The 21,947-nt window shown below is 70.1% G+C and carries 20 protein-coding genes; 11 read left to right on the top strand and 9 right to left on the bottom strand.

Annotated elements, in window-relative coordinates; all coding sequences use genetic code 11:
* Window positions 1–115 precede the first annotated feature (115 nt).
* From pqqA to ACWEOE_RS33455, 5 genes are all read right to left on the bottom strand, one after another.
* Window positions 116–211, bottom strand: a complete 96-nt coding sequence (gene pqqA, locus ACWEOE_RS33475; RefSeq protein ID WP_452016300.1) for a pyrroloquinoline quinone precursor peptide PqqA — start codon at window positions 209–211, stop codon at window positions 116–118.
* Between the two features lie 52 nt (window positions 212–263).
* Window positions 264–1,970 carry a PQQ-dependent dehydrogenase, methanol/ethanol family gene (locus ACWEOE_RS33470; RefSeq protein WP_452016298.1) on the bottom strand — a complete coding sequence of 569 codons (1,707 nt, stop codon included), beginning with the start codon at window positions 1,968–1,970 and terminating at the stop codon, window positions 264–266.
* Between the two features lie 13 nt (window positions 1,971–1,983).
* Window positions 1,984–2,445: an MSMEG_3727 family PQQ-associated protein gene (locus ACWEOE_RS33465; RefSeq protein ID WP_452016296.1), complete on the bottom strand. Its 462-nt coding sequence runs from the start codon at window positions 2,443–2,445 to the stop codon at window positions 1,984–1,986.
* A gap of 366 nt (window positions 2,446–2,811) precedes the next feature.
* Entirely contained in the window at window positions 2,812–5,034 is a 2,223-nt protein-coding gene (katG, locus tag ACWEOE_RS33460) for a catalase/peroxidase HPI (RefSeq protein ID WP_452016294.1), read from the bottom strand.
* Between the two features lie 36 nt (window positions 5,035–5,070).
* Window positions 5,071–6,459 carry a LytTR family transcriptional regulator DNA-binding domain-containing protein gene (locus tag ACWEOE_RS33455; protein WP_452016292.1) on the bottom strand — a complete coding sequence of 463 codons (1,389 nt, stop codon included), beginning with the start codon at window positions 6,457–6,459 and terminating at the stop codon, window positions 5,071–5,073.
* A gap of 360 nt (window positions 6,460–6,819) precedes the next feature.
* On the opposite strand from ACWEOE_RS33455, the gene ACWEOE_RS33450 reads away from it, so the two are divergent.
* The gene (locus tag ACWEOE_RS33450) at window positions 6,820–8,067 is read left to right on the top strand and encodes a flavin-dependent oxidoreductase (protein ID WP_452016290.1); all 1,248 of its coding nucleotides are present in this window, start codon (window positions 6,820–6,822) and stop codon (window positions 8,065–8,067) included.
* Window positions 8,068–8,071: 4 nt separating this feature from the next.
* Here the strand turns inward: ACWEOE_RS33450 and ACWEOE_RS33445 are convergent, their stop codons facing one another.
* On the bottom strand, window positions 8,072–8,548 hold the full coding sequence (locus tag ACWEOE_RS33445) for a cupin domain-containing protein (RefSeq protein WP_452016288.1): 477 nt from the start codon (window positions 8,546–8,548) through the stop codon (window positions 8,072–8,074).
* Window positions 8,549–8,785: 237 nt separating this feature from the next.
* Between ACWEOE_RS33445 and ACWEOE_RS33440 the strand changes: the two genes are divergently transcribed.
* The 9 genes from ACWEOE_RS33440 to ACWEOE_RS33400 all read left to right on the top strand — a co-directional run bounded on the left by ACWEOE_RS33440 (window position 8,786) and on the right by ACWEOE_RS33400 (window position 16,840).
* On the top strand, window positions 8,786–9,898 hold the full coding sequence (locus tag ACWEOE_RS33440) for an NDMA-dependent alcohol dehydrogenase (protein WP_452016286.1): 1,113 nt from the start codon (window positions 8,786–8,788) through the stop codon (window positions 9,896–9,898).
* The gene (locus tag ACWEOE_RS33435; protein ID WP_452016284.1) at window positions 9,898–10,833 is read left to right on the top strand and encodes an AAA family ATPase; all 936 of its coding nucleotides are present in this window, start codon (window positions 9,898–9,900) and stop codon (window positions 10,831–10,833) included. The genes ACWEOE_RS33440 and ACWEOE_RS33435 overlap by 1 nt, the downstream gene beginning before the upstream one ends.
* Before the next feature lie 95 nt (window positions 10,834–10,928).
* A complete protein-coding gene (locus tag ACWEOE_RS33430) occupies window positions 10,929–11,777 on the top strand; it encodes a VWA domain-containing protein (RefSeq protein ID WP_452016282.1) in 849 nt (282 codons plus the stop codon).
* Between the two features lie 60 nt (window positions 11,778–11,837).
* The gene (locus ACWEOE_RS33425) at window positions 11,838–12,197 is read left to right on the top strand and encodes an MmcQ/YjbR family DNA-binding protein (RefSeq protein ID WP_452016280.1); all 360 of its coding nucleotides are present in this window, start codon (window positions 11,838–11,840) and stop codon (window positions 12,195–12,197) included.
* A gap of 220 nt (window positions 12,198–12,417) precedes the next feature.
* Window positions 12,418–12,582 carry a hypothetical protein gene (locus tag ACWEOE_RS33420; RefSeq protein WP_452016278.1) on the top strand — a complete coding sequence of 55 codons (165 nt, stop codon included), beginning with the start codon at window positions 12,418–12,420 and terminating at the stop codon, window positions 12,580–12,582.
* Between the two features lie 175 nt (window positions 12,583–12,757).
* Window positions 12,758–13,909 carry an FCD domain-containing protein gene (locus ACWEOE_RS33415; protein WP_452016276.1) on the top strand — a complete coding sequence of 384 codons (1,152 nt, stop codon included), beginning with the start codon at window positions 12,758–12,760 and terminating at the stop codon, window positions 13,907–13,909.
* A gap of 34 nt (window positions 13,910–13,943) precedes the next feature.
* Window positions 13,944–15,404: an MFS transporter gene (locus tag ACWEOE_RS33410; protein ID WP_452016274.1), complete on the top strand. Its 1,461-nt coding sequence runs from the start codon at window positions 13,944–13,946 to the stop codon at window positions 15,402–15,404.
* A gap of 26 nt (window positions 15,405–15,430) precedes the next feature.
* On the top strand, window positions 15,431–16,345 hold the full coding sequence (locus ACWEOE_RS33405) for a polysaccharide deacetylase family protein (protein ID WP_452016272.1): 915 nt from the start codon (window positions 15,431–15,433) through the stop codon (window positions 16,343–16,345).
* Between the two features lie 45 nt (window positions 16,346–16,390).
* Complete coding sequence (locus ACWEOE_RS33400; protein ID WP_452016270.1) at window positions 16,391–16,840, top strand: hypothetical protein; 450 nt, start codon at window positions 16,391–16,393, stop codon at window positions 16,838–16,840.
* 11 nt (window positions 16,841–16,851) lie between these two features.
* Here ACWEOE_RS33400 and ACWEOE_RS33395 read toward each other — a convergent pair whose 3' ends face one another.
* Window positions 16,852–17,457: a twin-arginine translocation signal domain-containing protein gene (locus ACWEOE_RS33395; protein ID WP_452016268.1), complete on the bottom strand. Its 606-nt coding sequence runs from the start codon at window positions 17,455–17,457 to the stop codon at window positions 16,852–16,854.
* Between the two features lie 231 nt (window positions 17,458–17,688).
* On the opposite strand from ACWEOE_RS33395, the gene ACWEOE_RS33390 reads away from it, so the two are divergent.
* Complete coding sequence (locus tag ACWEOE_RS33390) at window positions 17,689–20,925, top strand: TIM-barrel domain-containing protein (RefSeq protein ID WP_452016266.1); 3,237 nt, start codon at window positions 17,689–17,691, stop codon at window positions 20,923–20,925.
* Window positions 20,926–21,002: 77 nt separating this feature from the next.
* On the opposite strand, the gene ACWEOE_RS33385 is transcribed toward ACWEOE_RS33390, so the two are convergent.
* Together ACWEOE_RS33385 and ACWEOE_RS33380 are read right to left on the bottom strand one after the other, a co-directional pair.
* Window positions 21,003–21,314 carry a hypothetical protein gene (locus ACWEOE_RS33385; RefSeq protein ID WP_452016264.1) on the bottom strand — a complete coding sequence of 104 codons (312 nt, stop codon included), beginning with the start codon at window positions 21,312–21,314 and terminating at the stop codon, window positions 21,003–21,005.
* A 137-nt stretch (window positions 21,315–21,451) separates the two neighbouring features.
* Entirely contained in the window at window positions 21,452–21,817 is a 366-nt protein-coding gene (locus ACWEOE_RS33380) for a hypothetical protein (protein ID WP_452016262.1), read from the bottom strand.
* Window positions 21,818–21,947 lie beyond the last annotated feature (130 nt).

The following is a 21,947-nucleotide window of genomic DNA, read 5'->3' as shown; positions in this document are numbered from 1 at the left end:
GCCCACGTTGTCGGGCCCGGTCACGACCGCGGCGCGGCACACGTCGTTGTTGGGCTGAGGTCGAGCGTCCGTCTGTTTCGCCCGGGTCCGGCGCCACCCCTGCACCTGCTGGGCTTCAGTCGTCCAGCTGAGCGACGTACATGGTCACCTCGGGCGCGACTCCGATCTCGTCGAACTCGGGCGTCTCCCACACATCGAGTCGAGACTCCATGGATTCACCTCCTCTGCCCGGTTTCGCGGCAGGTCCCGGTCCCGGTCTCGCGTCATGCCGATTCCGGAAGGGCGAAGACGAACAGGGCGCTTCCGTGCCCCGCGCCCAGCATGCCGGGGAGGAACCCCTCGGCCCAGCCGCCCCAGCCGACCGGCACGGCGATGTACTGCCGGCCCTCGACCGTGTAGGTCGTCGGACTGCTGTGGTGGCCGCTGCCGCACTGGAACTGCCAGAGCAGCTCGCCGGTGCGCGCGTCGAGCGCGTTGAACTCGCCCGTGGCCTCGCCCGCGAACACCAGGTCACCGCCGGTGGCCAAGGTCGACGCGCACATCGGGAGTTCGTTGCGCCAGCGCCACTTCTCCTCGCCGGCACCGTCGAACGCGCTGATCGAGCCCGCCATGTCGTCTGCGTCCACCTGAACGCCGGCGCCCCAATACGGGATGCTCTCCTTGAACTCCCGGCGCCGCCGGGTGGCCGTGGCCCCGGTGTCCTGGACCGGGACGTAGAAGAGCTCGGTCTTCGGGCTGTAGGAGGCGTGGGTCCATTCCTTGGCGCCGGCCGGGCCCGGGTAGAAGTGGACCGGTTCGCCCTCCTTCTCCGGGTACAGCTTCGGCGTGACCTGACCCTCCCGGGTGACCGCGCCCCAGGTGATGCGGTCCACGAAGGGCGTGGCCTGGATCAGCGTGCCGTCCGTGCGATCGAGGACGTAGAAGTAGCCGTTCTTGTCGAAGTGCCCGAGCAGCTTGCGGCCGTCCTTCTCGAACAGGATGCACTCGGCGATGCTGTCGTAGTCCCACAGGTCGTGCGGCGTGCACTGGTAGTGCCAGCGGATCTGGCCGCTGTCGACGTCGACGGCGACGACGCTGTCGGTGTAGAGGTTGTCGCCTTCCCGGACCTCGCCGTCGAAGTCGGGCGCCGGGTTGCCGGTGCCGACGTAGATCAGGTTGGTCTCCGGGTCGAACGTGCCGGTGACCCAGCAGTTCGCGCCGCCCCGCGCCCACGCCTCACCGTCGGCGGGCCAGGTCTCCGAACCCGGTTCTCCCGGCTTCGGCACCATGTAGCAGCGCCACTGGTGCTCGCCGCTCTCGAGGTCGAACGCGTCGAGGTGGCCGCGCACGCCGAACTCGCCGCCGGAACTCCCCACGATGACCATGTTCTTCACGATCAGCGGGGCGACCGTCGCGCTCTCGCCGGCCCGCACGTCGCCGAAGGTCTGCCGCCACTCCGGCTTGCCGGTGGTGGCGTCGAGTGCGATCAGCCGGGCGTTCGCGGCGACGAAGAAGACCTTCCCCTGCGCCACGGCGCACCCGCGGTTCACGTTGCCGCAGCACAACGACACGTCGAACGGCACGGCGTGCTTGTACCGCCAGATCTCCACGCCGGTCTTCGCGTCCAGCGCCCAGATCCAGCCGTCCCAGCCGGTCAGGAACATGACCCCGTCGACGACGATCGGTGCGGCTTCGAACGAGTAGGTCGACGCTCCCGCGATCAGCCCGGTCGTGCCGGCCTGGAACACCCACGCGGGGGCGAGCCGCTTGACGTTCTCGGTGTTGATCTGGTCCAGCGGGCTGTACCGCTGCCCGTTGTAGGCGCCGTAGTAGGTGAGCCAGTTGTGGGGCTCCTCGCGGGCGTTGAGGATGCGCTCGTAGTTCACGCTCGCGGTCACCGGCGGGGCGACCTCCCCGCCCGGAATCTTGCCGCTCAGGTTTCCTTGGTCGATGGCCTCACCGGCGTCGACGTAGTCTTCCGAGGTCGTCATCTCCTCCTCCTTCCTACGGCTGCGGCTGGTCGGGTCGGTCGAGACGAGCCTCGGGCGGTGCGTCGCCCAGCACGACGATGGCCCCCGTCAGGCCGCGTCCCTCGTCGTTGCCGGTGGGCGAGCTGAACCAGTAGTAGCCCGGTCCGTCGAGATTGAGCGTCGCCCGGCCACGGGAATGGTTCACCAACCAGATGAACTTCCGGTCGCCGTTGCTCGGCAGGAGCGCGCAGTGGGTGTTCTTGTCGTCGTTGACGAGCTCGAGGTCGATATCGCCGCTGTGGGGCATGACGAGAATGGAGGGATCCCACATCAGCTCGTCCTCGTTGATGCGAATGGTGGCCTGCATGCGGCCCCCCGCTCCTTCGCTGGCCCGCCCGATCTTTCCGGTGCCCAGCACGCGACCCAGCGTTGCGTGGTTCTGCATGTCCAGCCCGAGCTCTTTGAGCAAGTCCGTCCGCTCCGGCGCTGTCGTCATCGGCTTTCACCTTCCTCGTCCCGATCTTTGTGCCGACTTCGTGTCGGTCGCATCGAAGGTGCGCTGTCGTGGCGGTGCGCAATTCAGCACAGCGAATTACTCGAAATTCGATCTTATTTCCCGCCACGACCGACGTCCGACTGAAAATCGGTGGTCAATACGCACGCTACGCCGGACAAATCACGTCGACAAGCGTCGGCGACGGACGAGTGGGTGTGTGCCGTTCACCTCGCGGGGGCCACCGTTCACCACCGGATCGGCACCATTCGGCCAGGCCGGCGCGGCCGAAACCCGCCCCGGGCGAGACCGTTGGCCCGCGGTGAAAAACTCGTGTGACCGACGGGGAATCCGCGCACGGCGCCGGGGTCAGGCGAGGTCGAACCGGTCGAGGTTCATGACCTTTTCCCACGCGGCCACGAAATCACGCACGAACTTCTCCTGCGCGTCGTCGCTCGCGTAGACCTCCGCGAGCGCGCGCAGCTCGGAGTTCGAACCGAAAACCAGGTCGACCCGGCTGCCGGTCCACTTGCGCTCGCCGGTGCCGCGGTCGCGGCCTTCGAAGGTCGACGCGGTCGCGCCGGACCCCTCGGTGGGCTGCCACTCGATGCCCTGGTCGAGGAGGTTCACGAAGAAGTCGTTGGTCAGCAACCCGGGCCGGGACGTGAAAACCCCGAGTGGCGAACCGGCGTGGTTCGCGCCGAGAACCCGCAGCCCGCCCACGAGAACCGTCATCTCGGGCGCGCTCAGGCCCAGCAGGTTCGCCCGGTCGATCAGCGCGTGCTCCGGCGGAAGCCGGCCGTTTTTCCCCGTGTGGTTGCGGAAACCGTCGGCGGCCGGTTCGAGTGCGGCGAAGGACGCCACGTCCGTCCACTCCTGGGTGGCGTCCATCCGTCCGGCGACGAACGGGACTTCGACGTCGTGGCCGGCGTCGTGGGCGGCCTGCTCGACGGCGGCGGCCCCGCCGAGCACGATGAGGTCGGCGAGCGAGATCTTCCTGCCGTCGGTCCGGGAGCCGGTGAAGGACTCTTGAATCGCTTCCAGGGTGCGCAGCACCTGTGCCAGCCGGCCGGGCTCGTTGACCGGCCAGCTCCGCTGCGGCTCGAGGCGGATGCGCGCGCCGTTCGCACCGCCGCGCTTGTCGCTGGTCCGAAACGTCGAGGCCGACGCCCACGCCGTGGCGACGAGCCGGGAGATCGACAGCCCGGAGGCGAGGATCTCGCGCTTGAGCACGGCGATGTCCGCCGCTGAAACGAGTTCGTGGTCCACGGCGGGGATCGGGTCCTGCCACAGCAGCGGCTCGCGCGGGACCAACGGTCCGAGGTAGCGCGGGATCGGGCCCAGGTCGAGGTGTGTCAGCTTGAACCACGCCCGGGCGAACGCGTCCGCCAGCGAACCGGGGTCCTCCAGGAACCGCCGGGCGATCTGCTCGTAGCCGGGGTCCTTGCGCAGTGCGAGATCCGTCGTCAGGATCGTCGGCGCGTGCGTTTTCGACGGGTCGTGGGCATCGGGCACGGTCCCGGCCCCGCCACCCCCTCGAGGGATCCACTGCCACAGGCCGGCGGGGCTCAGCTCCAGGTCCCACTCGTAGCCGAACAGGGTTTCGAGGTAGCTGTTGTCCCACCGCGTCGGGGTGGGCGTCCAAGTGCCTTCGAGCCCGCTGGAGATGGTGTCCGCGCCCTTGCCACTGCCGTGGCTGCTGCGCCAGCCCAGGCCCTGTTCCTCGAGCCCCGCCGCCTCGGGTTCGGGGCCGAGGTGGTTTTCCGGCGCGGCGGCACCGTGGGTCTTGCCGAACGTGTGCCCGCCCGCGATGAGCGCCACGGTCTCCTCGTCGTTCAACGCCATGCGCCGGAACGTCTCGCGGATGTCCCGCGCCGAGGTGACCGGGTCCGGGACGGTGTGCGGGCCCTCCGGGTTGACGTAGATCAGGCCCATCTGCACGGCGGCGAGCGGTTTCTCCAGCTGCCGGACGCCGCCGTGGCGCTCGTCGCCGAGCCAGACGCGCTCGGGTCCCCAGTAGACGTCGTCGTCGGCTTCCCAGACGTCTTCGCGCCCGCCCGCGAAGCCGAAGGTCGTGAAGCCCATCGTCTCCAGGGCGCGGTTGCCGGCGAAGACCATGAGATCGGCCCAGGAGATCTTGCGGCCGTACTTCTTCTTCACCGGCCAGAGCAGTCGGCGCGCCTTGTCGAGGTTGCGGTTGTCCGGCCAGCTGTTCTGCGGGGCGAAGCGCTGCATGCCCGTGGCCGCGCCGCCGCGGCCGTCGTGGACCCGGTAGGTCCCCGCGCAGTGCCAGACCATCCGCAGCACGAGCGGTCCGTAGTGCCCGAAGTCGGCGGGCCACCACTCCTGCGAGGTCGTCAGCACCTCGTCGACGTCGCGGGCCAGCGCGTCGAGGTCGAGGGTCAGGAACTCGGCGGCGTAGTCGAAGTCCACGCCCAGCGGGTTCGCCGTGGCCGGGTGTTTGCGGAGGATCTTCAGGTCGAGCTGATCCGGCCACCAGCCGCGGGTGCCCGCCGTGCTCGCCGCGCGTTGTCCGGTCCCGGGCGAGCCGGCGAGGCCGAGGCCGCCCGCGGTTTCGGGGCTGTCAGACACGGGATTCCTTCCGAGTACGGGGTTTGTGCTACGAGTTCAGAGGTTCAGCGCGCGACGCACCGCCGGTGTGTTGCGCCGGGAAACCGGCACCACCTCGTTCCCGCCGTCGTCCATGACGAGCCGCAGTTCGCCCTTGTGCCCGCGCTCGATCTCGCGGACCCGGTCGGTGTTGACCACATACCGGCGGTGCACCCGCAGGAAGCCGACCTCGGTCAGCTCGGTTTCGAGCTTGTCCAAGCTCGCCGAGGCGGCGCGCAAGCGGCCCTGCGCGGTCGAGAGCCACACGTCGTTGCCCATCGATTCCGCGAAGGCGACTTCTCCCAGTCGCAGCAGCACCATCCGGTCGGCCCGCAGCCCGATCAGCCGGCTCGGCTGCCCGCCGGCCCGCGTGGACTCCTCCGGCTGGGGCAGCTGCACTCCTTCGGCGACGCCGAAGGAAACCAGGTGCCCGATCAGGCTCGCCGACGAGAAGACGGGCCGGATGCTGATCGACGTCGGCTCGTCGGCGAGGTGGGGGAAGATCTGCGTGGAGCCGACCCAGTCGGGGTTGTGTCCGGCCTGTTTGCTCGCGTGCCGGGCGGCTCCGATCAGCTCCGGCAGGCCGGGGTTCCACCGCAGCGTGGAGTCCACCGCCGGGGTGGACGCGGGGACACCCATGAGCACGCTCGCCGTGTCGTCCGCGATCACCGCCTTGCCCGCGGTGTCCACCGCGGCGAGCGGCGTGCGGGAGCGAGCCCTGGCCTGGGTGTAGGCCGCGACCAGTTCGGCGCCGCTGTCACGGGCACGTCGCTTGAGCGAGCGCTGGGTGATGGCGACCGCGTTCGCCAGCCACCCGCCCGCGGACGCCGGCAGCGGGCTGCGCCAGCACGAGAGGTTCAAGCCGCCGATCGGTTCCCCGGTCACCACGTCGCGCACCGCGATGCCCGCGCCGACCCAGTTGTGGAACGCCTGGCACCAGTGCTCCGCGCCGCTGATCAGCACCGGGCCGTGGGCCTCGAGCGCCGTGCCCATGCCGTTGGTGCCCGCCGCGCATTCGGCCCAGCTGAACCAGGGCGCCAGGTTGAACTCGTCGGCCCGGGCGAGGGCGGCGGGGTCACCCCATTCGGCCAGGACCCGGCCGGCGGCGTCGGTGACGGTGACGACGCCGGGCAGGCCGACCATCTCGTGCGCCACGGAAGCGGCGCGAAAACCGAGCTCGGCGAAGACGACGTCGTGTTCGGGGGTGTGGCGGCGCTCGGCGACGGCCACCGGAGCCTCGGTCAGGTGCGGGTCGACCCGGTACTGCTCCCGGCAGCGGTGCCAGGAGATCGCCACCACGGGCCGTACCCCGGGCACCTGGTCCTCACCCCGCACGAACCGCTCCCACGCCGCGAACACGGCAGCGCCACCGGGGCCCTTCGGTTCGAACCGATGTGCATCCTTCATGGTGGGGAACCGCCTCTGGTCCATCCCCGACGCTCGACGGCAAGCGCACGGTTCGCACCGGTTCCCGCTCGTCCGGGCCAGGCCTGGCCTGCCGCGGACCGGGCACCGCCTCGCGCGTCGCTCGTTCCGGGTTGTGTCACCGACCGATGCTGCCCACTGTAGGTACCGTTGCCGGGCCGCGCACCTCCGTCGATCCCGCAACGCGTGCCGCGATCGCCGCGAACCCGGAACCTGTTGCGCCGCAACCGGAAAAGGGACACACGGTCGGTGAAATCGTCACGGACTCCACGGAGGAGCCGAGAGGGGGTGGCGTGAACCGCGCATCTGGGCGATGCTGCGAGGCAGGGACAGGAGGTGGCTGTGAAGGCTGTCATCGTCGGAGCGGGGATCGGTGGGCTCACCACGGCTCTGCGGTTGCACCACGAAGGCATCGAGTGTGTCGTCCACGAGCAGAGCGAACGGATCAGCGAGCTGGGCGTGGGGATCAACGCGCTGCCGCACGCGGTCAAGGAGCTCGCCGCGCTCGGGCTGCTCGACGCGCTCGACGAGGTCGGGATCCGCACCCGCGAGCTGTTCTACACCCATCGGCTGGGGCAGGTGATCCTGCGCCGGCCGTGCGGGCTGGACGCCGGGTTCACGCTTCCCCAGTTCTGCCTGCACCGGGGCCGGCTGCAGGGCATGCTGCTGCGCGCGGTCCGGGAGCGGCTCGGTGCCGACGCGGTGCGGACCGGGCAGCGGCTGATCGGGTTCGAGCAGGACGCGAGCGGCGTCCGGGCGCACTTCGCCGACCGCCACGGTGGTCCGCCGTCGACCGTACACGGCGACGTCCTGGTGGCGGCCGACGGGATCCACTCGACCGTGCGGTCCCGGCTGTTCCCGGATGAGGGGCCGCCGCGGTGGAACGGCGTGCTGATGTGGCGCGGTGCCACCGACTGGCCGGAGTTCGGCGGCGGGCGCTCGATGATCGTCGCCGGGGGTACCGCGGCGAAGCTGGTGGTCTACCCGATCGCGGCGGGCCGCGACGCGGGCACGAGGCTCACCAACTGGGCGATCTGCATCCGCACCGGGCAGCCCGGTTCCGCGCCGCCGAGGCGACAGGACTGGGCCAAACCCGCCGACCGGGCCGAGCTGGCCCGCCACGTCGGGCGGTTCCGGTTGCCCACGGTCGACCACGCGGCGCTGATCGAGGCCACCGAGGAGATCTTCGAGTTCCCGATGTGCGACCGGGATCCGTTGCCCGCCTGGTCGCACGGGCGCGTGACGCTGCTGGGCGACGCCGCCCACCCGATGTACCCGATGGGCTCCAACGGCGCCGGCCAGGCGATCCTCGACGCCACCAGCCTCGGCGGGCACCTGGCGGCGCACACCGATCCCGTCGAAGCACTGCGGGCGTACCAGGACGACCGCCTGGCGGCCACCGCCGAGATCGTGCTCCGCAACCGCCAGGGCGGTCCGGAGAACGTCATCGACGAGGTCGAAAGCCGTGCCCCGGACGGCTTCTCCCGCCTGGAGGACGTGATCGACGCGGCGGCGCTCGAGGCGGTCGTCACCGGCTACGCCCAGGTCACCGGGGCGTCACAGCAGCAGGTGAACCAACCCGGCCGGTGAGCCCTCAGGCGCCCTCCACCGAACCGGGCGGGAGGAAGTCGACGTCGTAGAGCGCCGACACCCTGACGACCTCGGCCGGGTCCTCGAGGTTGTGCAGCTTGTCGAACAGCTGCGCGAGCCGCCCGGCCGGGCTCACCCAGAACAACGCCCGGGCCATGTCCTCGCTGCGGTTGTAGTAGGCGTGGGGGAGACCCTTCGGCATCCGCACGGTGTCGCCGGGACCCGCGGTCTCCCACTTGCCGTCGAGGTAGAGGGTGAACACACCGCCCAGGACGTAGATGTGCTCGTCCTGCGTCGGGTGCACGTGCGGCGGCACGCCGGTGCCGGGTGGGTCGAGGGTCTCGAACGCGAAGCTCGTCTCACTGGCCGCCTTCATGGAGTAGGTGTGCCCGAGTACGTTCCACACCTTCTTTCCCATGCCCTCGTGAGCGGGAGTGATCCCCTTCGGTAGGGGACCGAGCACGATTTCCTCGCCGGTCATCACACCTCCTGGCCGATGGTCAATCCGCTACGCACTCTGCGCCATGCCGGTCCCGATGTACAGCCGCCGGGGCGTCGGCGCCGAAGTTGACAGACTTCCGGCCCGATTGTCACGATCGAAGGCCACCCAAGCCGCCTCCTCTCCCCTCCCACCGGGACGATCGGCCGCCCGCACCCGGGCCGAGGCCGTCGATGTCGCCTGGTGGCGGAACCTCACAACGAAGTGAAGGAGAAGCCCGTGAAGACGAAGGCCGCGGTCGTCCACGAAGTCGGCAAGCCGATCGAGATCGAGGAACTGGAGCTGGACGGGCCGCAGGAAGGCGAGGTGCTGATCCGCTACACCCACGCCGGCCTGTGCCACTCGGACGTCCACATCGCCCACGGCGACCTGGAGGCCCGCTTGCCGATGGTGCTCGGGCACGAGGGCGCGGGGATCATCGAGGAGGTCGGCCCCGGCGTGACCCGCGCGAAGCCGGGGGACCACGTCGTGTGCTCGTTCATCCCCAACTGCGGCGTGTGCCGGTGGTGCGCCACGGGCCAGCAGGCCATCTGCGACATGGGCGCCACGATCCTCGAGGGCCACCTGCCCGGTGAGCGGTTCCCCTTCTCCGGGCCGAGGGGCCAGTACGGCGCCATGTGCATGCTCGGGACCTTCTCTCAGTACGCCACGATCCACCAGAACTCCGTGGTGAAGGTCGACGACGACCTGCCGCTGGACAAGGCCGTGCTCGTCGGCTGCGGGGTACCGACGGGCTGGGGCTCCGCGGTGAACGCCGCCGACGTCCGGCCGGGCGAGACGGTGATCGTGTCCGGCGTCGGCGGGATCGGCATCAACGCGGTGCAGGGCGCGCGCTACGCCGGGGCGAAGAACCTCATCGCCGTGGACCCGTTGCCGAACAAGCGCGAGAAGGCGATGGAGCTCGGCGCCACGCACGCCGTCGCGAGCATCGAGGAGGCCGGCGACCTCGCGCGGCAGATGACCAACGGCAACGGAGCCGACAAGGCCATCGTCACCGCGGGGATCGTGACCGAGGAGATCGTGACCGGCGCGTTCGACGCCACCGGCAAGGGCGGCACCGTCGTGCTGACCGGTCTGAACAAGCTGGCGACGAAGAACATCCAGCTCCCGGGCTCGATCCTCACGCTGTTCAAGAAGACGGTGAAGGGCACGCTGTTCGGCGACTGCAACCCGACCACGGACATCCCGAAGATCCTGGGTCTCTACCAGTCCGGCGACCTCAAGCTCGACGAGCTGATCACGAAGACGTACACGCTGGAGCAAGTCAACGAGGGATATGAAGACCTGCTCAACGGCAGCAATGTCCGCGGCGTCATGATCCACGAGCACTGATGGCGGTGCACTCGGCTCCGCGCGGGCCGGGCACTCCGGTGCCCGGCCCGCTCACCGCTGGTCCGGCCGCGGCGGAGTCGCCCGTGGTCGGGCGCGAGCACGAGGTCGAGCTGCTGGAAGCGGCGCTCGACAGCGGCGCCCACGTGGTGCTGGAAGGGCCGCCGGGCACCGGCAAGACCACCCTGCTGCGGGCGGTCGCGCACCACGCCGAGGTTCCGTTCGTCTTCGTGGAGGGCAACGCGGAGCTCACCCCGGCGCGGCTGATCGGGCACTTCGACCCGGCGCTGGTGCTGGATCGGGGCTACCGGCCCGAAACCTTCGTCGACGGGCCGCTCGTGGAGGCGCTCCGGTCCGGCGCGCTGCTGTATGTCGAGGAAGTCAACCGGATCCCGGAGGAGACGCTCAACGTCCTGCTGACCGTGATGAGCGAGGGCGAGCTCCACGTCCCGCGGCTGGGGTGCGTCGCGGCGGCGCCGGAGTTCCGGTTCGTCGCGGCGATGAACCCGTTCGACGCCGTGGGCACGGCCCGCATCTCGTCGGCGATCTACGACCGGGTGTGCCGGATCAGCATGGGCTACCAGACCGCGGCCGACGAGGAGACCGTCGTGGTCCTGCGCGCGCCGGACGTGCCGCGAGCGTGGCGCGCCAAGGTCGTCGAGCTCGTCCGGGCCACCCGCGAACACGGCGAGATCCGCGTCGGTTCCTCCGTGCGCGGCGCCATCGACATGGTGCGGCTGAGCACGTCGCTGGCGCGGCGTCGTGCGGTCGACGTCAGCGAGTGGCGAGTGGGCCTCGACGCCGCCGTCGTCGCGCTGTCCGGCCGGATCCGCTTGCAGGAGTCCTGCACGCGCACGGCCGAGGCGGTGGTGCGGGAGCTGTACGAGAAGGCGTTCGGGTCGCCACCCGAGGGAGGTGATGCGCCGGGGGGAGCGTGAGCCCGCCGCCGGCGGGCGCCCCGGCGCTCGAAGCGCCCCGCCTGCCCCGCCCGGCACGCCCGGCGCCCGGTCGGCGCAGCACGCCGCGGTCACAGTTGGCCCGTCACGAACGGTTCGGCGAGATCTCCCCCGAGGTCGGAGTCCTCGACACCGAAGCGTTCGACCGCGCCCTGACCGACAACCCCGACGAGGCCCTCGCCCTGCTGGCGGAGATCGCCCACGCCACCGACGAAGCCCTGCGCGCCGCCGCCCGTGCGCTGGCCGCCCGCATCGCCCTCGATCGCGTCCGGTCCGGACCACCGCGCGGCACCGGCATCGGCCGCCTCACCCCCGTCCCCGCCGACCGCGGCGGCGACCTGGACCTCGACGCGTCACTGCCGGCCGTCGCCGACGCCCGCGGACTGCGCCGTCCGCCTGCGCTGGACGAACTGACCGCCCGCACCTGGGCCCGGCCCACCCTCGCGCTCTGCCTGCTCATCGATGCCTCGGGCTCCATGGGCGGCGCTCGTCTCGCCGCCGCCGCGCTCACCGCCGCCGCGTGCGTGTGGCGGGCGCCGGGGGAGCACGCCGTGATCGCCTTCGCCCGCACGCCGCGGATCCTGCGCGCCCTCGACACGCCCCGCCCACCCGACACCCTCGTCGACGACGTCCTCGACCTGCGCGGCCACGGCGTCACCGGCCTGGCACCCGCGCTGCGCGAGGCCGCCCGGCAGCTCGATCGATCACGGGCCGTCCGCAAGGTGACCGTGCTGCTGTCGGACTGCCGCGCCACCGACGACGAGGACCCCCGCCCTGCCGCGCTGGCCTTGCCGGAACTGCTGATCATCGCACCGGCGGACGACACGGAGGAGGCAGCGTCGCTCGCGCGGACGTGCGGGACGCGGTGGGCGCCGCTGCCGGGCCCGGCCGAGGCGCCTGCCGTGCTGAATTCCTTGTTGGGCTGAAGATGCCGGGTTTCCGCGCGTGACGTGGAAGACTCCGTTCTGGCGCTGAGGAGGTGCGGGGTGGCGGTGGTCGAGGACGTCCGTGCGCTGGGGTCGCAGCTGGAGCGTTCTTATCCGGTGTACGTGCGGGGCCGGTTGAAGTTCCGGGTCAAGCAGATCGTCTACGTCGCGTTCTCCCTCGACGAGACGGAGATGGGCTTCGCGTTCCCGAAGGAGGAGCGCGCCGCGCTCGTTGCCGGCGAGCCGGGGAAGTTCCGGTTGCCGTCGACGTCGGACATGCGGTTCAACTGGGTCCACGCCGAGCTCGCGGCGCTGGATCCGGTCGAGGCCCGCGAGTTCGTCGTGGACGCGTGGCGGATGGTGGTGCCGCAGAAGGTTTCCCGGGCTTACGATCTCGCCCATCCCGACGGCCCGGGTTGACGACCTGTCGAGAGCGCGGATGTGGCGAAGCCGTCCAGGCACTACGGTGGCGCTGCTCGGCCACAGCTGGTTGGTGTCGACCTGGTGACCAGTCGGGCCGTCATGGCCTTGGTTCTGTACGCCCGCGCACCCTCGATGTCGACGGCACGGCCGCCGGTGATCTGGTCGGTGCTGTCGGTCGAGTGAGCAGTCTTACCGTCTTCTCGCGGCCGCGGACTCGTTGGCGGCCGCGTTCTGGCAGGCCTCGCCTCCCACTCCGACGCCGGCCAGGCTGTACGAGCAGGAACCCGGCTGGGCGCACGTCGCGCTCGACTTCGAACCCCGGCTCGACCTGCTGCTGCGGGCTACGGCGATCGGGCTCGTCGAACTGCACCGGGACCGGTAACGGCCGCGTCGTGGCCGAACCTGCTCCGTGACTTCAAACCGCTGAAACATCACTTGAGCTGCGGCGATGCGATCCCCGGTGGATCGGCGCCCGGATCCGAGCCGCGGCTCGATCGTCACTTCCCGTCGACGTCCGGCCCTTGTTTTTGCCCGAACCAGTGGTCTAACGTCTGCCCATGCAGTCATCAGACCAGTCTGGTTCATCCCTGCCGAAGCGGCGGTACCTGCGCATCGCGCAGGCGCTCCTGAGCGAGATCCAGCAGGGTGGACTGGCGGCGGGTGCGCGGCTGCCGTCGGATCGGGACCTCTCGGTGAAGTTCGAGGTGTCGCGGGCGACCGTGCGCGAGGCGCTCTTCGCGATGGAACTGAGCGGGGCCATCGTCGTGCGGCACGGGGACGGTACGTACGTCGCCGACTTGAGCCGTGGGCTCGCCCAGCGCGTCGGACAAGAGATCGGCTCGACACCCGAGCACGTGATCGCGGCTCGGCTCGTGGTCGAGCCGCCCATCTCGCGCCTGCTGGCGGCAACGCCCGGCGACATCGATCTGGGGGAGGTCCAGCGTGATCTCGACATCGCCACCCGCCTGATCGACGAGCCGGCGCAGCTGCCCGACTTCGTCAACCATTCCATGGCTTTCCACGCGGACCTGGCCGCGATGTGTCCGAACCACCTCCTCAATCACTTCGCGTCGGAACTGGTCGAGATCGATCGGCAACCCCTGTGGGTGTTGATCAACCAGATCATCCTCAAGGACCGCGAGAAACGCGTTGAACTGATCGCCGACCACCAGCGCGTTCTCGACGCGATTCGCAGCGACGGGCCGGAAGCGGCCGAGGAAGCCATGAAGGCGCACCTCCAGCGGAACCAAACGCAGCTCTTCCCCGGGCAGGAGGGCGCCGAACAGCCACCGGCCCCTCGCCGGCAGAGCGGCACCACCATCGCGAGAAGGGAATCCATGACCGACGCGATCACCGGACGCTACGTCCAGGTCACTGCGGACCCGGCGAACCCGCCGGCCGACGGGTTGCTGTTGAGCGGCAGCAACGTCCCCGAAATCCAGAACTGCCTCGGCGCGGTCACGATCCCGGCCGGAGCCCCGAAAACCGGCACGATCGCCCACGCCACCTCCGAGGTCATGTACGTCGCCCAGGGCTCGGGCCGGCTGCACACCGACCAGGGCGTCATGGATTTCGAGCGCGGTCAGGCGATTTTCATCCCGGCGGCCTCGTGGCACGCGCTGGAGAACACCGGCGCCGAGGACCTCGTCTCGGTGTTCTCCTTCCCGCTGCCCAACCGCCCACCGACGCAAGCGGACGACGCCTCGTAAGAGGCCGCAACGTCATTCGACCCGAAGGGGAACCATGGCATTCGACGCTGAAGCCACCATGAGCGGCAAGCCCCGATCTCTCGGTGAGATCGTCGACGGATTCGGGCTCACGCGCACGCACTACCTGGCGCTCACCCTGGTCGTCCTGGGCGGCCTCTTCGAGGTTTTCGAACAGCTCATCCTCTCGGCCCTCGGCCCGTCCCTGCAAAAGGCGCTCGGGCTCGACGCCTCGGGGCTGGCCTTGCTGTCCACCGTGAGCCTGCTGGCCATCGTCGCCGGTGGCATCGTCGGCGGCCTGGTCGCGGACATCTTCGGTCGCCGGAGCCTGCTGTCGGTCAGCCTGGGCATCTACTGCCTCGGCTCGGTGCTGTCGGCCTTCGCGCCGAACTCCGTCGTCCTCGGCATCACCCGGGTCGTGACCGGCCTGGGCGTCGGCGGCGAGATCGCCGTGGGGCTCACCTACCTCTCCGAGCTGACACCGACCAAGTTCCGCGGTGTGTTCGTCTCCCTGTTCAACACGATCTCCGCGGGAATCGGCATTTTTCTCGCCTACGTCTACGCCTTGGTGATCATCGGCCCGTTCGCCTCCGCGGTCGACGCGGGCGACGACGCCTGGCGCTGGGCGTTCGGCCTCCTGGGGATTCCGGCCGTCCTGATCGTGTTCTTCCGGCGGTACCTGCCCGAGACGCCGGCTCACCTGTTGAGCCGGGGCAAGATCCAGGAGACGAACGAGGCCCTCACCCGGTTGTCGACCGGACGGCTGCGCCTGCACAGCGGCGACGAGGTCCGGTCCTTCGTCGGCCGGGACACCGTCGCGGCCTCGGAGAGCGCCCAGCACGACGAGTCCAGGGGCCAGGCGTTGCGCAGTGTGCTGACCAAGCCGCTCCGTCGTCGCACCATCGCGTTGGGCCTCACGGCCTTCCTGGCGTGGGGCGCCCAGTTCAGCGTCGTCCTGTTGATGCCCCAGATCCTCGTCGGGCGCGGCTACTCGGTGCAGGGCAGTGTCACCTTCACCATGCTGCAGAACGTCGGCGGTCTCATCGGGTGCCTGATCGCCTCCTACGGTGGGTTCGCCATTCCGCGCCGCACCGTCGTCACGGCCGGCGCGGTCCTGAGTGCGCTCGGCGTCGTCGCGTTCGCCCTGTTCGCCAACGGTGACGTGCTCATCCTGGTGCTGGGCTTCGTGTTCCAGATCTTCATCCTGATCGTCAACACCACCATCTGGACGTGGGCCCCCGAGCTGTTCCCGACACGGGTGCGGGGTTTCGGAACGGCCGTCATCGTCAACGTCGGGTTCGTGGGTGGCGCGCTGCTGCCACTGATCGCCAGTGCGCTCCTGGAGCACGTCGGAGCGTCCTGGGTCTTCGGATCCGTGGCGGTGATGTACGTGGGCCTCGCCGTGGCGGCGGTGTTCGTGCCGGAGACGCACCGGGTCCCGCTGGAGGTCCTCCACGGTTCCGGCGAACCGGCGCCCGGCACAGTTGATCTTTCCTGAAGCAATTCCCCGAGTGAGGAGATGACGTGCGCGAAATCGCGAGCAACCTCAGCCGCGACCTGGTCGGCTACGGCAAGGACGTGCCGGCCGTGCAGTGGCCCGAGGGCGCGAACGTGGCGGTCAACATCGTGGTGAACTACGAGGAAGGCTCCGAGTACTCCCACGAGATGGGCGACGGCGAGAACGACAGCCTCGCCGAGGTCGAGTACGCGTTCCCGGCCTACCTGAGGGACCTGGCCAAGGAGTCGATGTACGAGTACGGCAGCCGCGTCGGCGTCTGGCGGCTGCTCCGGCTCTTCGACGACTACGACGTGAAGGCGACGTTCTTCGCCTGTGCCGTCGCCTTCGAACGCAACCCCGAGGTCGCGAAGGAGGCCCGCGCGGCCGGGCACGACCTGCTCGCGCACGGGTGGCGCTGGGAAGAGCACTGGCGCCTGACCCGCGAGGAAGAGGCGGAGCACATCCAGCGGGCGGTCACGTCGTTCGAGCAGACGTGGGGGGAAGCGCCGAGCGGCTGGTACTGCCGGTACGGCCCGTCGGTCAACACGCGCGAGCTGGTCGTGGAGAACGGCGGGTTCCTCTACGACTCCGACGCCTACAACGACGACCTGCCCTACTACGTCGACGTCAACGGCACGCGACACCTCGTCGTGCCGTATTCCTTGACGTACAACGACATCCAGGGCACTCGCTCGCCGAGTCTCTTCCTCGACTACCTCAAGCGCGGCTTCGACGAGCTGTGGCTGGAGGGCTCCCGCGGCCGGCCCAAGATGATGTCCATCGGCCTGCACCCCCGCCTGATCGGCCAGGCGGCGCGCACCGGAGCGCTGCGGGAGTTCCTCGAGTACGCCCAGGCCAAGGGTGGCGTGTGGTTTGCCCGCCGGTCCGACATCGCCCGGTGGTGGGCCGAGCACTCGGCGGATTTCGAGCAGGGTCGGTAACGGCGACGGCGCTGCGGGGACGGTCCGCGTTCGGCGTGGTGCGGGTTGAACAGGCTGATCGGCATGATGACACCGAACTCGATGACCACGACCAGCAGCAGTCCGGCCAGGCCGGTGGGAATGAACGCCAGTCCCAGCGGTCACAGGACCGCGCCGATGGCCGCGAGCCACATGACCTTGTGCTCGCCGTGCTTTGGCGACTGTCGGACCGGCAAGGCGCGAGCGGGCGAATCCGCCGATGCATGGTACGGCGAAGGCGAGTCCGTACTGCCACGGCGCGAAGTGGAGGTCACACAGCATGAGCACCTCGATCACCGGTTCCTGCGCCATGATGAGGCCGCCTACGGCGAGGCGGTTGAGGAATACCGGACGCAGCTGCGGGTGGCCGAGCAGGTACCGCCAACTGTCCGGCAGATCCCGCAGCGTGATCTTCTTCGCCGCATCCTTCATGAGAGTCGGCTCGCCGCCGCCGATGGCGGTGATGCCGAGCGCTGAGAGCAGGTAGCTCAGGCCGTCGGCGACCACGGTGGTGGTGTAGCCGAACAGCGTCGGGTGCCGGCCACGGTCATCACCGAGCGCCTCAGGGTGGCGGTGAACGCGGTGCCCGTATTGTTGTTCACGAAGACCGTGCCGGCCAGGTCGCTGTCCACATTGGGCTCGGGCATGCACACGATCTCCACCGAGCCGATGCCCATCTCGAGCAGCAGCTTCATGTCGGCCTTGATCGTCGCGTCGGTGTGCAGTCCCTCGGCCAGCCACCAGCGTGTCCCCGGCCGGTACTTGCCCTCCGGATCATCCAGCGCCGGTGCCGCCTCGGCCGCGCCGGCCCCGGCCACACCCGAAAGCGCCAACGCCATACCGACACCACCGCTGAACTTCAGAAAATCTCTGCGGTCGACGGCGCGCGGGTGGGAAGGAAAACCACACCACGCGCGATGGTGCCGTACGCGGCTCACCGGCCTCTCCGTGGGGGAAGATTTAAACGTTTCAAGGCGAGCGAATCCGGTTTCCAGGTTTTCCACGACCGTTGTCAATCGCCGAACATCGCCTTCAGCGGGCAGAATCGGTTCAGGGTGCGCACGGGCAACGGGGCAGTCCTTGCCCGTTGACATTTTCTGTCAACCCTGGTTAGGTCCGTATTTGAAAGGTTTCAGAACGAGAGTGAAGCTGCGCGTGTGGCGCGGCCCACAGTGGGGAAGCGCTTCTGCCCGGTCCATTGTGGAGAGTCCAAAAACGGTACTCTGAACGGGTTGTCGTGGACAGAACACCGGACAGGCTCCGTCCCGCGCCTTCATTCCTGATCGTCGCCGCACTACCGTCGCCGGGGATCTGTCGAGGAGGCAATGGTGGCGAAACGGGCAGCGGTCCGACGACGACCTCTGGTGTGGCTGCTGGCCGCGGTGTGCCTGGCGGGTGCGCTGGTGTCCGCGGGCGCTTCCGCGGGTGCGGCGCCGGCTTCCGGCCTGGCCGCGCAGACGGTGACGGCCGGGCAGGCGCGGTTCGAGGTGCTCTCCCCGACGCTCATCCGGACGGAGTACGCGGGCGACTCCGCCTTCGTCGACGCCGGCACGTTCAACGTGACCGGTCGCGGCGGTTTCGCCAGGACCCCTTACACCGTGGCGAAACAGGACGGCTGGCTGACCATCCGGACCAGCGCCGCCCGGCTGCGGTACAAGCTCGGCTCGGGCGCGTTTTCCGACGACAACCTGACCGTCGAGCTGCGCACGGGCGACCAGGATGTCACTGCCAAGCCCTGGCAGGGCAAGCTGACCCCCGTCTGCGCGTTCGGCGCGCTGTGCGAGGCCGAGGACCTGCAGCTGGCCGGACCGGGTGTGGCCACCGACCACCGCGGCTACACCGGCGGTGGCTTCGCGGCGGGTTTCGCCAACACCGGCGACCAGCTCGGGTTCCGCACCACCGCCCCGGCGGCCGGCAGCTACGAGCTGGAGCTGCGCTACGCCAACGGATCCGGCGGCGACGGAAAGCACACGACCCGCACCCTCACCGTCCTCGTGGACGGCGGTGACCCGCACACCGTCACCCTGCCGCCCACCGCGGACTGGGACACCTGGACCCTGGCGACCGTTCCGCTCACGCTGCCCGCGGGGGAGCACCAGGTGAGCGTGGAACACGGAGCCACCGACTCGGGCAACGTCAACGTCGACAGCCTCGCCGTCGTCCCGCCCGGCGCTGCCTACCCGCAGCCGGTGCCGCCGGCGCCGACGTCCTGCGCCTTCGGCGTGCTCTGCGAAGCCGAGCAGGGCGCCACGGCGGGCGGCGCGCACGCGGCGCACGACCACGACGGCTACTCCGCGCAGGGTTTCCTCGCCGGCATGGAAAAGGCCGGCGCGTCCGACACCCTCACGGTGACCGGGGTGCCTGCGAAGGGCTCGTACGTCCTCCAGTTGCGCTACGCCGACGCGACGGCCGTCGCGGGGCTGACCCAGCCGACCACGGCGTCGGTGAAGGTGGGTGACGGCGCGCCGACCAGTCTCACGCTGCCCGCGACGAGCAGCTGGAACTCGTGGCGCACCACGGCCGTGCCGGTCCAGCTCGCCGCGGGAACCAACACCGTGACGCTCGGCTGCCCGGACTCCACGAGCTGCCACCTCAACGTCGACACCGTCGCGGTCACCACGCCGCACGCGCCGCTCCTCGCCCCGCACGCGGCGCTCGGCGGTTACCGGCGCGGCCTCGACGGCGTGGACGGCACGGCCGTCACCAACCCGGGAATCCTGTACCAGGACGGCTGGGCCCTGCTCGACGACAGTGCATCGGCCCTCTTCGACCCGCGCACCAAGGCCGTCACCCAGCGTCCCGCCGGGAAGGCCCACCAAGACGGTTACGTCTTCGCCTACGGCCAGGACTACAGCCGCGCGCTGCGGGAGCTGGCCCAGCTGACCGGGCCCTCGCTGCTGCTGCCGCGCTGGGCGTACGGCGTCTGGTACTCCGAGTACTACGACCGCACGGCCGCCGACTTCGAACAGAACATCCTGCCGAAGTTCCGTTCGCAGAACGTGCCGCTGGACAGCCTCGTCGTCGACACCGACTTCAAAGCACCGAACAAGTGGAACGGCTGGGAGATCGATCCCTCCCGGTTCCCCGACCCGGCCGCGTTCTTCCAGTGGGTGCACGACGAAGGCCTGCACACCGCGCTGAACATCCACCCGAGCATCCTCGCGTCCGACCCGCAGTTCCCCGCGGCGCAGGCGACCGCGAAGGGCAAGCTCAAGCCCGGCAGCTGCGGCGGTGGCGGCACGGATTGCTACGTCTTCGACTTCGGTGACCCGGACCAGCTGAAGGCTTACTTCGACCTGCAGCGGCCCATCGAGCAGCAGGGCGCCGACTTCTGGTGGCTCGACTGGTGCTGCGACGGGTCGAACTCGAGCCTCGCCGGCGTGACCCCGGACGCGTGGATCAACCAGCAGTACGCCGCGCGCGGCACCGGCCGCGGGTTCGCCTTCTCCCGGGCCTACGGTTCGCTGCAGGCCGGCGGCTACAGCTCGCCGACCGCCGTGGCGACCGGGCCGTGGGCGGACAAGCGCACCACGCTGCACTTCACCGGCGACACCACGTCCGACTGGGCCACGCTCGGCTTCGAGGTCGGCTACACGCCCGGCGAGTCCGCGGCGACCGGGCTGGCGTCGGTGAGCCACGACATCGGCGGCCACACCGGCGGACTGCAGCAACCGGGCAGTGAGCCGGGCAGCACGAAGCTGCCGGACGACCTGTACGCGCGCTGGGTGCAGTTCGGGACCTTCCAGCCGATCGACCGGCTGCACTCCAACCACAGCGACCGGTTGCCGTGGCAGTACGGCACGGCCGCGGACGCGTCGGCGACGAAGTTCCTGAACCTGCGTGAGGACCTCGTGCCGTACACCTACACCCTCGCGCAGCAGGCCAGTGCGACGGGCCTGCCGATCGTGCGGCCGCTGTACCTGCAGTACCCGGGTCAGCAGGAGGCCTACGCCCAGGCGGGCGGGGAGTACCTCTACGGCCCGGACGTGCTGGTCGCCCCGGCGACGGCTCCCGGCACCACCGCCACCACGAGCGTGTGGTTCCCGCCCGGGAGCGACTGGACGGACTACTTCACCGGCAAGACCTACCACGGCGGCACCACGGCGCAGATCACCACGGGCTGGGACACGATGCCGGTGTTCCTGCGCTCGGGCGGCATCGTGGTCACCCGCAGCGCGAACGTCACCAACGACGAACAGAACCCCCTGACCGCCGCGACGGCCACCGTGGCCGGCGGCCACAACGGCGCGTTCACCCTCTACGAGGACGACGGGCAGTCCCCTTCCGCGAAGGGAGCGACGACCAACCTGACCTACACCGAGCAGGGCCGCTCGGCGACGCTCGCGATCGCCGGCCTGCGCGGCTCGTACCCGGGCCGGCCGGCGCAGCGCACGTGGACCGTCCGGTTCACCGACGCCAAGGCGCTGTCGGCGGTGTACGTCGACGGTCGCCGCAGCGCCACCGGGTCCTGGACCTGGGACCCCGCGACGAGGACGGTGACCGTGCGGACCCCGGCGCAGCCGGTGGCCCGCCCGCTCACGGTGCGGCTGGTGAACTCGTAGCCGCCACGCGGGACAGCTGTGGCGGAAGGTCGTCACGGTGGAGCCGATCGTGGTCGCGACGACGCCGTCGTCGGTGATCACCGGCCGGTCGAAGCCGCCGAAGTCCGGGCTGGTGACGAGGGTGCCGGTGAGGGCGCCGTCCTCCCAGACACCCAGCGCGTAGCCGCGGTCGCGGTTCGGTAGGTGCCGGTCGTTCGGGTGCCCGAGTCGAGGGCGAGCTCGGACGCCCAGGTGTCCAGCCGGCGGACGATCGTGCCGGTCAGGTCCCACTCGGCGGTGACGAAGTGGCCGTTCTCGTACTTGTCGCCGGCGAGGCGGCCGTTGCGGAACGCGTCGACGTAGTCGGTGCCGAGCGCGAGCGCGGTCATCGTCCCGTCCGGGTACCGCACGAAGTAGTCGGTCCGCGTGCTTTCGGCGCGCAGCAGGATGCGGCCTTGCTCGTCGATCTCGCACTGTGCCGGGCGCGGCAGCCGGCCAGATCGTCAGGTCGAACTTGTCGCCGATGCCGAGGGCGGCGCCGACGACGTCACCGGCGTCGTTGACGCCGAGGGCTCGTGCCGACCGGCGGCCCGCCGGGAGCGGCAGAGCGGTGAACCCGCCGTCGCGGTAGAGGACGCGCGTCGCGTCCGAAGCTGTTTTCGTAGGTCAGCCCGACCGCGGTGCCCGCGGAGTTGATGTCGGTCGGCTCCGTCTGCCGGCCGAACGTGTTGCCGAGGTCTTCGGCCACCCCGTCGTGCCAGCGGATCGCGTCGGACGATCCGCTGCCGGCGAACCAGCCGCCGTCCGCGGCGGCGGAGACGTGTCCCCAGTCCTGCCCGGCGGGCAGGGGGAGCGTGGCCGGTGTCCACGTGCATTCGCGTGCCGCGGCGGTGCCCGCGGTGACGGTGAGCATCGGGACCAAGGTCAATGCGGCGGCCGGGAATCCTTCCGCGTGCGGCTCACGGTTCCCCCTCGGTTCAGGTGATTTCGCCAAGGAGCACGCTGCGGGACGTCGTTCGGTTGCCTGCCGGTTGTCCGGAACA

The sequence above is a fragment of the Amycolatopsis sp. NPDC004368 genome (assembly GCF_053602515.1).
This window is presented reverse-complemented; position numbering and strand designations above follow the sequence as displayed.

Coding starts and splice junctions, on each gene's coding strand:
- ACWEOE_RS33410 (WP_452016274.1), top strand. CDS start 13,944: ATGGCATTCGACGCTGAAGCCACCATGAGCGGCAAGCCCCGATCTCTC.
- ACWEOE_RS33380 (WP_452016262.1), bottom strand. CDS start 21,817: ATGCTCACCGTCACCGCGGGCACCGCCGCGGCACGCGAATGCACGTGG.
- ACWEOE_RS33435 (WP_452016284.1), top strand. CDS start 9,898: ATGGCGGTGCACTCGGCTCCGCGCGGGCCGGGCACTCCGGTGCCCGGC.
- ACWEOE_RS33470 (WP_452016298.1), bottom strand. CDS start 1,970: ATGACGACCTCGGAAGACTACGTCGACGCCGGTGAGGCCATCGACCAA.
- ACWEOE_RS33395 (WP_452016268.1), bottom strand. CDS start 17,457: ATGTCAACGGGCAAGGACTGCCCCGTTGCCCGTGCGCACCCTGAACCG.
- ACWEOE_RS33415 (WP_452016276.1), top strand. CDS start 12,758: ATGCAGTCATCAGACCAGTCTGGTTCATCCCTGCCGAAGCGGCGGTAC.
- ACWEOE_RS33445 (WP_452016288.1), bottom strand. CDS start 8,548: ATGACCGGCGAGGAAATCGTGCTCGGTCCCCTACCGAAGGGGATCACT.
- ACWEOE_RS33390 (WP_452016266.1), top strand. CDS start 17,689: ATGGTGGCGAAACGGGCAGCGGTCCGACGACGACCTCTGGTGTGGCTG.
- ACWEOE_RS33455 (WP_452016292.1), bottom strand. CDS start 6,459: ATGAAGGATGCACATCGGTTCGAACCGAAGGGCCCCGGTGGCGCTGCC.
- pqqA (WP_452016300.1), bottom strand. CDS start 211: ATGGAGTCTCGACTCGATGTGTGGGAGACGCCCGAGTTCGACGAGATC.
- ACWEOE_RS33465 (WP_452016296.1), bottom strand. CDS start 2,445: ATGACGACAGCGCCGGAGCGGACGGACTTGCTCAAAGAGCTCGGGCTG.